Consider the following 15,893-nt stretch of genomic DNA (forward strand, 5'->3'; position numbering starts at 1 on the left):
AATCACACCAATCGCAATCGAAAAGGGATTAAAGTTCGCTATCAGAGAAGGTGGCAGAACTGTAGGAGCAGGTGTTGTTACAGAAATAGTTGAGTAATTTGTTGCTAAAATTGCGACTTTTTGCAGTGTTCGATATTTTGCTCATTCCGCTGTACACTCTAGTACAGCTCACTCGTCAAAATATCTCAAGCTACAAAAATTCATCAATTTTATCTAACAAATTGTATGTATAATTAGATACAGAAGATAAATATGAAATAAGAAGCAACCATTTTATTGTGGTTGCTTTTTTGGTGGGATAATTAATATTGTTGGGTCGAACCCTCAACCGGGGTGGACCCGGTATCGGGCCCGAAATGGCCGGGATAAACCACGGCCGCTACCCGCAGAGCGAGATTTATATGAAGGTTATTGATATAAATGGCATTTGTATTTTGTGGCGTATCGCGTGTAGGGTCAACTTGCAGCCCTGCCCAAGAGAGCGAGTGATAACGATGCTCGATTGGTATGCAGGACTTACGCAACTTGTTGTTCAATCGTTGGACCGAAGGGAAAAACGATTGATTACAACAATCTGAGGAGAATGGTCGACATAAAAAAATGGTGGTTCGACGCCCCCGATTTTTGTTTTGTTGGATGTATTTTATTTTATAGATGATTTGCGTGGGAATTTCGATGAGGGCCGTAAGATTCACCTATCAGGAAAAATTCGATTCATATATGACAAAAGCGGGGACATCGAATCCCCGCTTTTGAATGGTCACCATAAATGTGACCTCTACAACGTTCTTATTTATTTTTATTATTAATGTTCAAAATAAATATTATCCGTAAGATAATATTCGGGCGAGACTTTTCGGTCCACATAAAGTGGACCCTACAACGTTCTTATAAATCGTTTTACTTTTACATCACTCTAAATTTGCTAGGAAATTTCGATGAGATTCGAAGTGAAATAATTTTTTTAGGACGCAGCTTTACATCTATTCATATATTTCGCTGGAAAATTCGATGAGATTTGGAGCGGACGAATTTTTTGCCGACGCAGGTGTACATATACACTAAATTTGCGAGGAAAAATTGATGGATTTTTGTAGCTTGAGACTTTTTGACGAGTGAGCTGTACTAGAGTGTACAGCGGAATGAGCAAAAAGTCGAACACTGCAAAAAGCCGCAATTTTAACCGCAAATTTCTTTATTCGTCTTCGATGACGAATCCGGTGACCCGTGCCTGTATCGCCAACTGTGTCCTATTTGCAAAGCCCGTCTTATCCAGTAGATGTTGGATGTGGGTTTTTACTGTATTTAAGGATATGTTTAGGGTTTCTGCGATTTCGTCGTTGCCGACTCCTGTGGTGAGGAGGCGGAGGACTTGGATTTCCCTGGGCGTGAGTTCGGTCGACTTGACCATGCCAAGAGCCACTTCTGGAGTTTCAGATGGATAAACGGATTCGCCGGCTAGTGTCCTTTCTATGATTTCAAGGATTGTTTCCTTGGAGACTTCCTTGTACCAAAAGCTTTCGATGCCGATTTCTCTGGCCTTATCCATCCAGGATATCTCGGGCATAGAGGTGACGGCGATGATCTTTAAGTCGGGTTTTAATTTTTTGATTTTTTCCGCGGCTTCAAGGCCGTTGGATCCGTCTTGCATAAGTATATCCATTATGACCAGGTCTATTTTGGAGTTTAGGACATAGGTGTCTGCAAACATGGCCGTGTCCACGCAATAGGCCACTTCATAGTCCGGGCATTGACTTATATATAATTTAAACATTTCGCGTGAAACGAATTGGTCGTCTACTATCATAATTCTATAAGTCATGGTTTCCTCCTTTTGGCCAGGTCAGGTCTAAAATGAAATGGGAATCAGATTGGATTTTCATTTTGCCGCCGCAGCTTTCGATTATTTGGCGGATATTTTTTAAGCCGCCTTTTTCTACTATGGGCCCATGTATAATGACGCCGTCGTTTGTTATCTTACAATGGATATTTATGTCGTCCTCATCAAGGTCAATCCAAATATTTTTGGCCTGACCGTGGCGGATGGCGTTGTTGAGTGATTCGTGGACAATCTTTACCAGCAAGTTTAAATCGCCATCTTCAGCCGGCAATTTGCCGTCGACATTTACTGTCACACCAATATCCTTGGCAGTTGAAATGAGTTTTTTAAATTTATTTATGGACTTTGCTGAATCTGGGTCTTCGCTTTTTTCATCCAGCATGACCAAGCTTTCCATCCAAAGACTTATGAGCTTGTCCCGGTCCTCCTTGGTCTTTACATCCATGTCCAGATAGCGTTTAAAATATATGAGCGACTGGCCAATCTTGTCGTGGATTTTAATCTTGGCCTGGAGAATTTCCTTCTGCCGGGTGTACTTGCCAACATTTATTTGGTAGTCTTTTAGGCTGGCGTTCATCTTTTCTATCTGTTTATTTTTTTCTTGGATTTGCTGATAGAGGGCCCACTCCAGTGTAATATCATAGGCCAGGGTCTCCCTCACATTTTCGTGAGGGATCACTTTTATTTGCCAAGTCCTTCCCATGGCCTCGATTACAAGGGGGTCTCTTTGCAAAATCTTAGATCCTTCTTTTATATTGTTATTTTTTATGTCCTTAGCGCAGACCAGGTCGTTTGCCAGCATCTTACCAAAGACGGCGAAGCTAATGTCTTGCATCATCCTGTTGACGAGAAGGGGCGTTCCATCCATCTTTGAAAAGCAAATCCCGTCTGGCAGATTGTCCATGCTTTTTTTAACAGAGTTTTTGCCTATGGTCTGTCTATTTATTTTCACAAAACTTATTGCAAAAATAAATTCAAGTACAATCAGCAAGATATCGTAGGCGATAAATGCGTAGAGGGGCAGGTCGACAAAGGCCTTGGCCAAGTAGAAGTCGCCGTTCCCCAACTCTGCCAAAACTTGTATAGGAAAAATGCTCAAAACCAATATGATGACGTTTGCAAAAAATACTTGGACCGGCTTTTGATAAAGGCCACCTCTACCACAGCCTTGATGGCAACTACCAAGAGCCCCGTGTTAATTATAAATAAAATCGCCAGTTGGTAGGTGTTTAGGTCTAAGAGAGTCATGAGTCCCTCCTTTCCAGGCGAGCGGACAAATTGATCTCGTCCCTGCCAATGCTTTCGCTAATCCTAATGCCGATTTTTTCATGAGCTTGGCCGTATTCGTCCAAGAATGACTTGGCCCTGGCGCCAGTAATTTTAATATTAAGCTCAGGGACCTTGATTTTTCTTTTCATACTTACATATACAGAATCGACGCCAGGCATGTAAAACTCTAGGGCGTATTGGAAAATTTCATAAAAGGCCAAGGAGACTCCGGCATTGTACATACCGGCAATATCCCAATCCAAACTGGTCTTTACCTTGCTTAAGGATAAATAATCCAGGGATTCGCTAAAGGCCAGCTTGAGTTCGTACAAGTCCAGAAGTTTTTTGTTTTTGGTCAGCAAAAACAAATTGGAATACCTCTTTATATAGGCGTCGATAAAGCAGGCGTGCTTAAGTTTTATTTCAAAGGCATTCTCGTCCTCGGGCAGGTTCATCAAGATGTTTCTAAGCTGGTCAAACTGAGGCTTGAGCTGCCTTTGCAAGTGGTCTCTAATCTCCCTTTGCTCTTCGACCTGAACCATATTTTTCTTGAGGGCGTTGTTGGCCTTGAGAATTTCGTTTTCATTTAGGATTTCCTCGTTCAATTCGATCAAGTGTTTTTTTAGGGCATTAAAATCGCTAAGGTCAACAAACCAAAAGGCCTTGCCTCCTTGGATAGCGGCGCTTTCCATAAGGGTGTCCTCGTCTATGAAAAGAGGAGTGCCCAGGGCCCAATCAATCATCTGGGGACTTACATCAGGTCCACCCTCAGATGCCAAAATAATTTTTCCATTTTTATCTGCCAAGCCGATTTGCAGGGACGAAAGCTTCATAAAACCCTCGTAGCCCCTGTTGGATGGGATAAGACGGGTGAAGACAAGGGACTCTATGAAAAAGATAATTGCAAGTATATTAAACTCCGCACTCTTAAAGGCGACCTTAAAATAATAAAAGAAAGGCGGCTCGTAAATGTATAAAAAAGTGTAGGCGGCCAGTATTGCCAAGATTAGAAGAGGCAAAATAATTGGCCAGGGCGACCGCATGTGCTTAGATGCGCGAATAGTAGAATAAATGCAGCCAATGGCCAAAATTAAAATGTAAATTAAAATTATATAAAAACCCGGCTTGTAAGTCGCAACAGATAAGGGAATATCTGTTGCAAAGACCAGGGAGTGGTAGTCGTTGGTGAGGACCAAGAGAACCAAAATTTCTGTCGGTATCCAAAGAAGCTTCCACCATTTGCTAATTGATTCGCGCTCAGACTTGCCCACCAAAAGAGTGGTTTGAAAAACTAGGTGAACAATATTGATGGAGAAAAAATAATAGAAATAGCGGATGTAGGCGACGGCGGTTGGATTGTTGTAGAGGATCTCGTACTTCAAAGTCCTGGTGCCAATGTAGCCAATCAAAAGAGCAGTAATTGCCCTAAAGAGGCGTTTAGATTCGGTCCGAAGAATCCGTGACTCCATATTGGCCTCCCAAAGGAGAATCATGGCCGTATACAAACAGAAGACAAGAGCATTTACCGGAAAGCCGACAATATTCAGCTCATCCATGAGGTGGAGGGCGCAAGCAAGCATAATACAAATAGTCGAAGATGTATAAGTAATAATTTCCCTGCGATACATGAGAGGCCTCCTTTCAATAAAATACAATTTGCGGTTAAATTCGCGAAAAACGCTTGTTTCGAAATATTTGCAAACTGCAGCCCTGCCCAAGAGAGCGAGTGATAACGACGCTCGATTGGTATGCAGCGACTCACGCAACCTGTTGTTCAATCGTTCGACCGAAGGGAAAAACGATTGAGTACAACAGTCTGAGGAAACGGAGGGCACTCGAGCCCACCTCATTCGCAAAATTTCTGCACTTCGTGTTTTTCATCGAATTTTCCTCGCAAATAACTCTAGTCTTTAAGGTCATTATATCATATATCACTTTATTATACTAGATAAATAATAAAAAATTTTTATAAATATCAACCTTTCGGGTGATGTAAAAGATTTTATTAGGACATATAATAAGATTAGAAAAAATATCAAACGGATATTTTTGTAGCCATGTACCGTCTGGTTTATCCCAGACATTCGGCGAATGTGATTGCCCCTTGTGGGTATGAACATTCGTCGTAAAAACCAATATAATACGGAAATTTTTAAGAACATTGTAACGGCGATCCTTTATGGTCGCCAAGAAATTGACCGATTGGCACTTTTCCAAACGGATATTTCAAAATAAAAAAAGAGGTGATATTATGAAAGACTTTAAAAAGACGATTTTGCTTTTACTGGCCTTTGTACTAATTTTGACAAGCGTACAAAAAATCGAGGCCAAGGGCCAAATCAAAATCTACTTAAATGATCAAATTATTAAGACCGACCAGGCGCCAATTGTCATCAACCAAAGGGTCATGGTCCCCATCCGGGTCATAGCCGAGAACATGGGGGCAGAAGTAAATTACGAGCCAAGCGAAAAGCTGGTCTCAATTCAAAAAGGCGTGATAAGCATTGCCCTTGGCATTGGCGAGTCGTCCATCTGGTACTCTGACGATGTAAAATCTGGGCCAATCCAAATCGACGTGCCAGCCACGGCGAGAAATGGGCGGACCTTGGTCCCGCTTAGGGCCATTGTAGAACTCTTTGACATGGACGTCAAATGGGACGGCAAAAAGAATGCTGTCTATATAAATGACAAGGCCATCTCATACTTGCAAGATGAGATCAACATAGACAATGCAGGCGAAGAAGTTTTAAAAGCACTCTTAGACCTAGGACTGGTAACAAAGGACGCCTATGTATCTGAAGTTAGTGAATATGAAATGGACCAAGACGACTGCAAGGACGAGGGTTTCTGGGTCGTCATTAGAAAGGATAATCCAATCGACAAAAATTTGGCGGAACTTCTTGGCCATTACTTTATGAATAAGAAACAAACTGTGCTTATGAAGCTCGATGTCGCTCACGATAAATTCGTGCCAATATTCGCAGTTAATTAAAAAACAAAAGAGACGCAAATAATTTTTAAAAAAGTATGCAAGTAAAAACAAAATAAAATCACAGTCTTAATTAAAAGAAAAAAGACGCAATCAAAAAATAAAAAAACGCTCTTAATAAAAATAAGACGTTCTAAATTAAAAAACAAAATAAAAAGACAAAAAATAAAATTTAAAAGGAGGACATTATGGGATTTATTAAAGCATTTACAGGCGGTTTAGGCGGCACTTTTGCCGACCAATGGTTGGACTTTTACGGACCAGGCTCACTGGATTCAGGCACACTGGGAATTTTCCCAGCCAAGCCCCAAGGACAAAACGCCGGCCGCGGCGAAAACACCAAGGGAAACAACAATATTATTTCAAACGGGTCCAAGATCGTGGTTCCCGAAGGAACAGCCCTTATTACCATGCAAGACGGGATGATTACAGGCATTATCAACGAGCCAGGCGGATTTATTTTCTCGTCTGACGATCCAAATTCACAAAGCATTTTTGCAGGCGACGGTTTGTCAGCCTCCATTATCAAGTCCACCTGGGACAAGATTAAATTCGGCGGCCAAGCAGGTGCTGAACAATTGGCCTTTTATGTAAACCTCAAGGAAATTCCTAAAAACAGGTTTGGGACCCAAAGCGAAATTTATTGGGATGACGCCTTTTTCGGCACCCAAGTCGGCGCAGTCACCAGGGGCACTTACACCCTAAAGATTGTCGACCCACTACTCTTTGTCAAAAACTTTGTCCCACAAAAATACTTGGTGGCAAACGCACCTGCCTTTGACTTTGCAGACATGGACAACGAAGCGGCAGAAGAATTATTTAACGAAGTCGTTTCATCATTATCAGCTGCATTTTCAAACTACACAAACGATCCATCCAAGGGCAACCGCATGTCCAAGATCCAAGGCGACCAAATCGGTTTTGCCAAATCCTTGTCAGCAGCGGTTGAAGACGGTTACGAATGGAGGTCCACCAGGGGCCTTGAAATTGCAAAGACAGCCATACTTGCCATTGAATATGACGAAGACACCAAGGCTCTTATGTCCGATGTTAAAAAAGCGGACGCACTTTCAGGCAACCGTGGCAATTCCTTCTTCCAACAAGCAGCAGCCAGAGGTATGCAAGCGGCTGGTGAAAACGGCGGCGGTGCCAACATGGCCTTTATGGGCATGGGCATGAACGCAGCTGGCAATATGATGGGAGCCACCCAACAAGAGGGCGGACAAAATTCCTATCAGCCAAACTTTGGAGGCGGACAAAATCAAAACGCAAATCAAAATGCAAATCAAAACGCAAATCAAGACCCAACTGAAAAATTAATCCAGATGAAAAAACTTTTAGACGCAGGAGTTATTACCCAAGAGGAATTTGACAAGGCCAAAAAAGATTTGCTAGGCATATAGGGGTGATCTTATGGCTACAGATGAAGACATTAAAATCAGAGACATAAATAGCGGACTCAAAGATGGTCAGGTCAAGTGCCCCAAGTGCGGGGCGACCGACATCGAAACCAATACCAAGACCGGCAAGCTCAGATGCAATTTCTGCCGGCACGAATTTGAATTAGACTTGGCACCCGAGGACGCAGACATCAGCACACTCCAGGGCACAACCATGGGCACAGGGGCGGCCGACATCGACCAATCCTACGAGGATATGGTAACTGTTAAGTGCGAATCCTGTGGGGCAGAGGTCGTTATCGATACCAAGACCAATACCCAGGCCCGTTGCCACTGGTGCAGGAACACCCTGTCCATCAACAATATAATTCCAAACGGGGCAATCCCTGACGTCATCCTGCCCTTTAAGGTCACAAAGGCCGACGCCCAAGATGAAATCGGCAAATTTGTTAAGTCCAGAAGATTTTTTGCCAGCCCACAATTCTCCAGGGAATTTACCACAGAAAATATTTGCGGCGTCTACCTGCCATATATGCTGGTTGACGTAAACGCCCACATGAACCTCTGTGGCGAGGGGCAAATCGAAAGGGCCTCCTACGAAGTTGGCACTGGCGATGACAAGCAAACAAAATACGACGCCGACGTCTACGAAGTCGAGAGGGATTTTGATATTTTAATTGACGACCTGTCAATCGAAGCCAGCTCAGACAAACTCAATTATACGGCCAAGGACAAGACGACCAATATTATAAATGCAATCATGCCTTTTGATACAGAAAATTGTGTCAAATTTAATGCAGGCTACATGAAGGGCTACACCTCAGAAAAAAGAGACAGCAATATAGATGCCCTTCGCGACACAGTCGAAGCCCAAAGTTCTGACGTGGCAAGGCTTGCAGCCAAGAAAACAATCGAAGAATACGACAGAGGCGTCAGATGGGAAGACGAGACCTATACAGTCAAGGGCGACTCGTGGAAGGCAGCCTACCTACCAGTATGGCTTTACTCCTACATGGAGACTAAGAAAAATAAAAACCTCCTCCACTATGTCGCAGTTAACGCCAGGACCAAGGAAACCATGGGGAGCGTCCCTATCAATTTCAAAAAATTATTCCTCTACTCAGTATTGGTAGAAATATTTGGCGGAATCGCAGCATTTTTCTTGAGAATGCTTGCAGCCATGCCATTCTTTGACGACACCAAGATTCAAGACAACAAAGAGTTTGCCTGGATCCTACTCCTATCGGGCTTCGTCTTCTACTACATGATATATCTCAGGTATAGAAACGCAGATGAAAGACACCACTACGAAGACGAGACCAAGCACGAGATTAGTAATTTGCACTGTGAAGATAAATTTATTAAGAGGCTCACTGGTTTAAGCAAAGAATATATAGAAGGGGAAAACTCTTCAGAGCTAAAGGGCAACCAGCTTGACTTAAGTCAAAATGAACGCATCAAAAAAGCCAAAGAAAAAGGCGTCTTTGATGAGGCCTTAGAGGGCAAGAAGCGACTAAACAAAGAACTTGATCAAGCTGAGGACAAGAAAAAGCACAGCAGAGTCAAGGAAGATTAAGATAAATTCCGGTCTAAAATAAAAGACCATAAATATTTTTTTCATAATCCACCTTTTAGCTAAAAGCTAAAAAGCAAAAGCACTCCAAGATGTCCGGAGTGCTTTTGCTTTGTAAAAATAAATTCAAAACTCACCATTTCGGGTGATGTATTAAAGGGAATTTAATTTTATAATATAAATAGAAGGAAAAGAAAAGAATTTTCCAAGGGATATTTTTGATATACATTATTTAAACAAAGGAGGCTTATTATGAAAAACAAAACAAGGTTTTTGATTATTATCCTGGTCTTGGCATTGCTCTTTGCCACGAGCTGCAAGAAGGACAAGCCTGGAGAAGACAAAGGGCTTAAGGACAAGAAAGAAAGCATAGCCGAAGATTCAAAAGATGTCGAAGATGAGGAAGACAAAAAATCTGAAGAATCCAAGTCTGACGACAAAAAATCTGACGATAAGAAAAAAACTAAGAAGAAATCTGACAATAAAAAATCCGCCAAGGCAAAGGACAAGAAAGACTTGACTTATGTTGAGGGTGGAGAGCTTGGTTCTGTGTCTTCATATGTTGAAGACAGGGAGATTTGGAAGGGCTTTTCTGACGACCGGGACATAGCCATTGCAAAGAGGATTAATAGGGGCGCTCATCTGCCGAGGATTTTATTGGATTCTGCGGATGCCCAGGCGGCAAATGCTGAGATCGATAAGATGGCAGAGGACCTCATGGAAATCTATGAAGACTATAAGGATGAGCCCGAGGCTTATGAAATTGGTTTTTACGCCAATTTTTCCACCTATCAAGACGAAGACCTTTTGAGCATCATGGTTAGTTTTTACGATTATTTGGGTGCAGAAACTCCATACTATAGGGCTTTCAATTTTTCTCTGCCAGACGGCAACATTATCGATGATGTAGACCTGATGAAGCATTTTGGAGTGGATGAGGACGAGATTTTGACCATGGTCGAAGACGCACTCATGGAAGACTGTGAGTTGACGACTGCCCCCTACTACGATGAAGTCGAGGATTACGGTTTTATTTATAATCCGACCAATTACGTTGGCAGGATTTTAAATGACCTCTGGGATAATTTTGATTCTTTGGACCATCAAATTTATATTGACCAAGCTGGCAGGCCACAATTTATTTTCACCCAGTATGAGATTGTAAATACGGTCCCTTGCCCAATGACTTTGGAGCTCAAGGCAAATACCTTTGCCAAGGACCCAATCTCCACCGAGTACTTGCGGATGGCAAGAAAGCTTGGCATCGATCCTTACGATGATAGGTACAAGGCCTTTATAATTTATCTGGGCTCCGCCTATAACGAGCCCAGTTTGGAAGAGGTTTTGAAAAAACTTCAACCTTGGTCAGCCATCTTTATGGATTACTCTGACCCGCCCATGCTAATATCCATGTATACTGACGATGGCCAAATACCTTTTATTAATGGTCAAGAATGTTATTTGATAGTTCCAAAGTACAGGAACGCATCTGTTTCATTAAAAGAATTGGAAATCGTTGACGACGGAGCAAGGGCAAAATTGGAAGAGGTGGAAAATTTTTATATGGATGAAACTGCTTGTGCAGGACCAACCTTTATCTGCCAAAATATGAGCGAGATCGCTCCGAATGCAAAGATTACTATCAGGTACAGGGACGACGTCTTGGAATTTTCGCCGAGCATTAGCCAAAAAGACGGCAGCCTGGTTTTGCCGGACGAAGTTATAGATGCGGAAGATCTCTTGGATTGGGATAGCCTGATCTATGAGTATGGTTATTCGGAAACTATGTATAAAATAATTGACTCGCTCATACCCAAGGATTAGAGATAATTAAAAAAAGGGGAGAGCTTATGGCCACGGAAAAGACAAAAATAAATAAAAAAAATCATCATGAATTGCTTACAATAGGATTATGGTTAAGCAAGTAAATTTAAAATACAAAAACAGGAGGATAAAAAAATGAAAAAGAGATTAGCAATATTATTAGCATTGGCAATGATTTTCTCATTGGCAGCCTGCGGTAAAAAATCTGCAGACGAAAAGGCAGACAAGGCAAGTGAAAAGGTAGAAAGCAAGGCGGACACAGAAAAGAAAGAAGACAAGAAGGAAGAGGCAAAAGCCAAGGGCATGATAGATGTTCACGGTGATGACATATTTACAACTCCAGAAGGTGTCGAAGAGCTTAGCGATGAAAGATTAACAGAGATAGCTGAATACTTTGATGAGGACCATTTAATAAAATTAGAGGGCATGACCTACGAAGAAGTAGAAGAATACATTGGTATGCCAGGTGCCCACTTTGTAGACTTTGATGATGAAGATGAAAATGGAATCTTTACAAAAAGCATTTTTTGGTATTCACCAGACCAGGTCTTTTTTACAATATTTACTGCTGACAAGGACAGTCCTGATGACTTTGGTTTAACAATGGCTGGAGCCATGCCAAAGAACTTTGACGAAGATGAAGAATATGAAGAAGATGATGAAGAATATGCATCAGAAAGTTACGAAGAAATGGTAGTAGAATTTTCACGTGATACAGGCATGGTGGAGGTTACAAACGGAAACCCATTTATAAGTCCTGGGGATACATGGGAGATTAGCGAAGAAGACCTTAAAGAAATAGCTGATTACTTTGATGAAAATTATGAAGAAACATTGGGGATGACTTACGAAGAGCTCAAAGAATACATTGGACTACCTGGCGCCCACTATGAAGCACTTGATGATGTGGATTCTGAAAACGGAGACCTTATAAAACAAGTTTTCTGGTATTCACCAGACCATGTCTTTGTTGTAGTATTTACTGCTGAGGCAGAAAATCCTGATGACTTTGGTCTTGATTTTACTGCCTACTATGAACAAGATTAAAAAAAAATCATCCTTTGGGGTGATGTAAAACATTTTATTAGGACATATAATAGGATTAGAAAAAACAATAGAATTTTGCAAGGAATTTTTTCAAACACGGGGGTAGCGTCCACATTATTTAAAGATGTCTTATACAAATATATTTCTTAGGAAAATTTGATGAGATTCGAAGGGAAAAAATTTAATCGGTAATGTAGCGGCCGATTGCAGCCCTGCCCAATAGAGCGAGTGATAACGATGCTCGATTGGTATGCAGCGACTCACGCAACTTGTTGTCCAATCGTTCGACCGCAGGGAAAAACGATTGGGTACAACAATCTGAGGAGAATGGTCGCCAAGAAATTTCGAAAGGGCGAAGTCGATTGGCTAGCGTCGACGAAGGCAGCCTAATTCAAAAGTAATTGCAACAATATGAGGAGAATTTCGACCATCTCGTACGCGGAGACTCATTGTCCCGCGGTCGAGGTTGCTTTTGATACACATTATTTACAAAAGGAGGTAAAATTATGAAAAGAAGGAATTTAATTTCAATGATGATAGCAATGGTCCTTTGCTTATCATTTATGACAACGACAGGCTTTGCAGAGACATTAATTAATAAGCTCGTTATTAAGACAGATATTGATGAGGTGTTAAAGGCTGGAGAAGATGTAAAGCCACTCAATATTACTGTTACAGCTCCAGAGTATCCAGATCTTAAAATTGATGCAAGCTTTGAGGGCTGGAATATATTTGATGAAAGCACATTTCCATCTGAGCCAGTAGAATTTAAAGGCCCAAAATTTATAGATGGAGCTACTTATGCTTTTGATATGAAAATAAGTGTAGATGATCCAAATTATAAGTTTGCTTCATCATTGAGTCTAGAAGAATATAGCAATAGAGGAATTCGTAATATCTATGAAGGAGAGGAAAATGGATTCGATCTTATATCACTACCATACAAAGCAACAGAAACAGGACCTGAACTAAACCTTCCAGACGATCCAGGAGTACCAGGCCCAGGAGGGAAAACATTTACAGTAAATATTGATTTTAATAATGGATACGGCGATAATGGTACAGAAAGCTTGCCTGAAGGCTTATCTATTACAGTAAATGATTTAAGAGATACGGATACAAGAGCACCAGAAGGAAAAGTAGTATACGCTTGGGAAGTTAATGGAGAAAGAAAAAGTTTAGGAACAGAAATAATTATAAGTGAGAATTTGAATATCAAAATTCTATGGAAAGATGAAGGCGCACCAGATCCAGGTGAACCAGGCGAACCAGGCGGAGAAGACCCAGAAACACCAGAAGAACCAGGCGGACCAGTAGGACCAAGCGAAACAGTCAAAGTTATTGTTGATATTAACAATGATGAAGGACAAAAAATGACTATCAACTTTTATAAAGGCGAAGAATTTGCATTACCAAATGATTTACCGTATGGTGGACACGCACCAAATGGTAAAAAGCTTGTTGCCTGGGAAGTCAATGGTAAAAGAAAAGAAATCGGAGAAAAGATTACAATAGTTGATGGTATGACATTAAAAGCTCTATGGGAAAATAAAGACGCATCAGATCCTGAAGAACCAGGCGGACCAGGATCTCCAGATTTAGTCAAAATTACTTTTATTTACGGTGAAGGAAGTGAAGATAGATTTGACGATACGGCACCTAAAAATCAAGAAATTGAATTACCAAAACAAAATGAGTTAGGAATAGATGTAACTAAAATAGAAGGTAAGGAACTTTATGCTTGGTTAGTAAATGGAGAGAGAAAAGAAATTGGAGAAAAGGTTAAAGCAACAGAAGATTTGATTATAAAAGCTCTATGGAAAGACGAAGGCGCACCAGATCCAGAAACACCTGAAACTCCAGAGACACCAGAAACTCCAGATACACCAGAAACACCAGAGACACCTGATCCATATTATCCAGGATATTATGATGACTGGTATGATTGGTATGAACCATCTGAACCAAACCAAATAAAACTAGATGAAGCCAAGAAGGATGACAAGCCTGAAGAAAAGAAAGAAGAAAAGATTGAAACAAAAACTGAAACTATAGAAAGAAAAGTTGTTTTAACACTCGGTTCAAAGACCTTAGACAGCCAAGTAAATGGAGTAGATTCTTTGACTCAAATGGACGTAGCAGCCTACGCCAAAGACGGCAGGACAATGCTTCCTATCAGATTTGTAGCTGAAGCCTTGGGTATGGGAGTTAGATGGGATGCTAAGACCAGGACAGTTATCATCGAAGACTTGTTCTTTAGGGTTGAAATTCCAATCGACACCAACAAGATCATAGTTAATGGCGAAACTTATACCAGTGATGTTAAACCAGAAATTGTAGACGGCAGAACAATGATGCCTATAGCAAATATTGCAAGGGCTCTTGGTCTAAAAGACGGTCAAGAAATTTTCTGGGATAAGGACACCAAACAAGTAACAATAATTAGAACAATCAGTAGATAAAATATAAGTCCTCGCAAGAGTCCGTGTGGTTTTCCCACGGACTCTTTGCATATATGCAGCCCTGGCATTTGTCAGGGCCATATTTTTTTACAAAAAAATCATCCCTTTGGGTGATGTGGAAAAGGGAAATAAATCTTATAATATAAGTAGAAGGAAAGAGAAATAGAAAGATAAAATTATTTGCTAAAATATTGTGCATATAAAAACCGAACCCTCAACCGGGATTTTCCTCAGACTATTTCAATCAATCAAACATCGCCTTTGGCTCGTTTTCTTGAGAAATAGGTTGCGTGAGTCAACGCTAGCCAATCATCTTCACGCTTTCGCGTTCGATTCTTGGGCGTGGCTGCAAGGATGGACGCTACAACCGCAGAGCGATTTATAAGATGAAGATTATTTATATAAACGAATATTTGTTTAAATATTTTTGCACGAAAATTTATAATTTCTCAATGCAAATGACATTCACAAATTCGGTAAGAACGTAGGTAGAGTCCGATTTATTTCGGACATCTCGAACGCGGAGACTCGATGTCCCGCGGTCGAGGCATATCCAACGAATATTTTTGTAGCCATGTACCGTCCACTTTATTGTGGACATCTCGTACGAGCAGGCTCGATGCCGCGAGGACGAGGTTTATTTTTAAAATGAAAGGAGATAATTATGGGATTATTTGGTAAAAAAGAAAAAAAGTTATGCCCAATATGCGGCAATGAATTGAAATTTCTCAGCGGCTTGCAAGTTGAGGACGGACAAATCTGTAGTGAATGCGAGAAAATGATCCGCGGTAAGTTCGATATCACTGAGTATTGGAAGCAAAGATGGGGCACTAGTGGCTTTGATCGAGATGATTATGTTAGAAAAACTAATGATCCTCTACAAGCCATGACAGTAGCTGAGATTAAAGAGATGATTCAATCGATGAAAGAAGAGCAAGCACAGATTATAGAGAATGTGGGTTCTGATTATGCTAATGTTGCCAAGGTCGATAAGAGCTTTTCCATTGCGCCAAAGCCTTTAGATGTGGGCTTGAAAAGGGCGAAAGCATACAAGAACAGGATTGTCGCCACCTCTCAAATTATAAGTGGTGAATTTGCCAGAGATGATAGGGTTACAGTTACAACAGGCGGTAATAATATCACAACTACGATTCTGGATGTTATTGAATGTAGCAACAGCTCAACCTTTGAGACCATGCTTTCAGCCAATTTGGGCGCCAAGCATAGGGCAGGGGCAGGCACCAGTGCATGGATCATCTTGGATTTGACAGAAGGCGTCGGTGAAGGCAGCCTAATTCAAAAGTAAGATATTAGACCTTAAACCCACTGGTTGTTCTTATACCAGTGGGTTTTTGTTAATAATTTTTGCAAAATCATCCTTATGGGTGATGTGGAAAAGCGAAATAAAATTTATAATATAAATAGAAGGAATACATACGCACGTTTCGAAATGGATGTGGCGTAACGGCGATCCTTGCACACGAGGCGG

12 protein-coding genes are annotated in these 15,893 nt (G+C 41.1%); 8 read left to right on the forward strand and 4 right to left on the reverse strand.

The window, feature by feature from the left end; genetic code table 11:
• Nucleotides 1-97 (forward strand): EF-Tu C-terminal domain-related protein (locus AC6FXG_RS08100; protein WP_500571499.1); only part of this gene is annotated, 97 nt, incomplete at its 5' end.
• A gap of 1,098 nt (nt 98-1,195) precedes the next feature.
• On the opposite strand, the gene AC6FXG_RS08105 is transcribed toward AC6FXG_RS08100, so the two are convergent.
• Genes AC6FXG_RS08105 through AC6FXG_RS08120 form a run of 4 tightly spaced genes read right to left on the reverse strand, consistent with a single transcriptional unit; the run spans nt 1,196 to nt 4,737 of the window.
• On the reverse strand, nt 1,196-1,822 hold the full coding sequence (locus tag AC6FXG_RS08105; RefSeq protein ID WP_075574400.1) for a response regulator transcription factor: 627 nt from the start codon (nt 1,820-1,822) through the stop codon (nt 1,196-1,198).
• Nucleotides 1,812-2,915: a sensor histidine kinase gene (locus tag AC6FXG_RS08110; protein ID WP_500572280.1), complete on the reverse strand. Its 1,104-nt coding sequence runs from the start codon at nt 2,913-2,915 to the stop codon at nt 1,812-1,814. The genes AC6FXG_RS08105 and AC6FXG_RS08110 overlap by 11 nt, the downstream gene beginning before the upstream one ends.
• 20 nt (nt 2,916-2,935) lie before the next feature.
• A complete protein-coding gene (locus AC6FXG_RS08115; protein ID WP_500572281.1) occupies nt 2,936-3,088 on the reverse strand; it encodes a hypothetical protein in 153 nt (50 codons plus the stop codon).
• Nucleotides 3,085-4,737, reverse strand: a complete 1,653-nt coding sequence (locus tag AC6FXG_RS08120; protein ID WP_500572282.1) for a hypothetical protein — start codon at nt 4,735-4,737, stop codon at nt 3,085-3,087. Before AC6FXG_RS08120 ends, AC6FXG_RS08115 begins: the two co-directional genes overlap by 4 nt.
• A gap of 623 nt (nt 4,738-5,360) precedes the next feature.
• Here AC6FXG_RS08120 and AC6FXG_RS08125 point away from each other — a divergent pair.
• From AC6FXG_RS08125 to AC6FXG_RS08155, 7 genes are all read left to right on the forward strand, one after another.
• On the forward strand, nt 5,361-6,101 hold the full coding sequence (locus tag AC6FXG_RS08125; protein WP_500572283.1) for a copper amine oxidase N-terminal domain-containing protein: 741 nt from the start codon (nt 5,361-5,363) through the stop codon (nt 6,099-6,101).
• Between the two features lie 185 nt (nt 6,102-6,286).
• Nucleotides 6,287-7,501, forward strand: coding sequence for an SHOCT domain-containing protein (locus AC6FXG_RS08130; protein ID WP_500572284.1), 1,215 nt, complete (start codon nt 6,287-6,289; stop codon nt 7,499-7,501).
• Between the two features lie 10 nt (nt 7,502-7,511).
• The gene (locus AC6FXG_RS08135; protein ID WP_500572285.1) at nt 7,512-9,074 is read left to right on the forward strand and encodes a TFIIB-type zinc ribbon-containing protein; all 1,563 of its coding nucleotides are present in this window, start codon (nt 7,512-7,514) and stop codon (nt 9,072-9,074) included.
• Nucleotides 9,075-9,323: 249 nt separating this feature from the next.
• The gene (locus AC6FXG_RS08140) at nt 9,324-10,895 is read left to right on the forward strand and encodes a hypothetical protein (RefSeq protein WP_500572286.1); all 1,572 of its coding nucleotides are present in this window, start codon (nt 9,324-9,326) and stop codon (nt 10,893-10,895) included.
• A gap of 135 nt (nt 10,896-11,030) precedes the next feature.
• On the forward strand, nt 11,031-11,942 hold the full coding sequence (locus tag AC6FXG_RS08145) for an LptM family lipoprotein (protein WP_500572287.1): 912 nt from the start codon (nt 11,031-11,033) through the stop codon (nt 11,940-11,942).
• Nucleotides 11,943-12,448: 506 nt separating this feature from the next.
• A complete protein-coding gene (locus AC6FXG_RS08150) occupies nt 12,449-14,404 on the forward strand; it encodes a copper amine oxidase N-terminal domain-containing protein (protein ID WP_500572288.1) in 1,956 nt (651 codons plus the stop codon).
• Between the two features lie 664 nt (nt 14,405-15,068).
• Nucleotides 15,069-15,710, forward strand: coding sequence for a DUF4428 domain-containing protein (locus AC6FXG_RS08155; protein WP_500572289.1), 642 nt, complete (start codon nt 15,069-15,071; stop codon nt 15,708-15,710).
• Nucleotides 15,711-15,893: the final 183 nt, after the last annotated feature.

The sequence above is a fragment of the Ezakiella massiliensis genome, assembly GCF_059862345.1.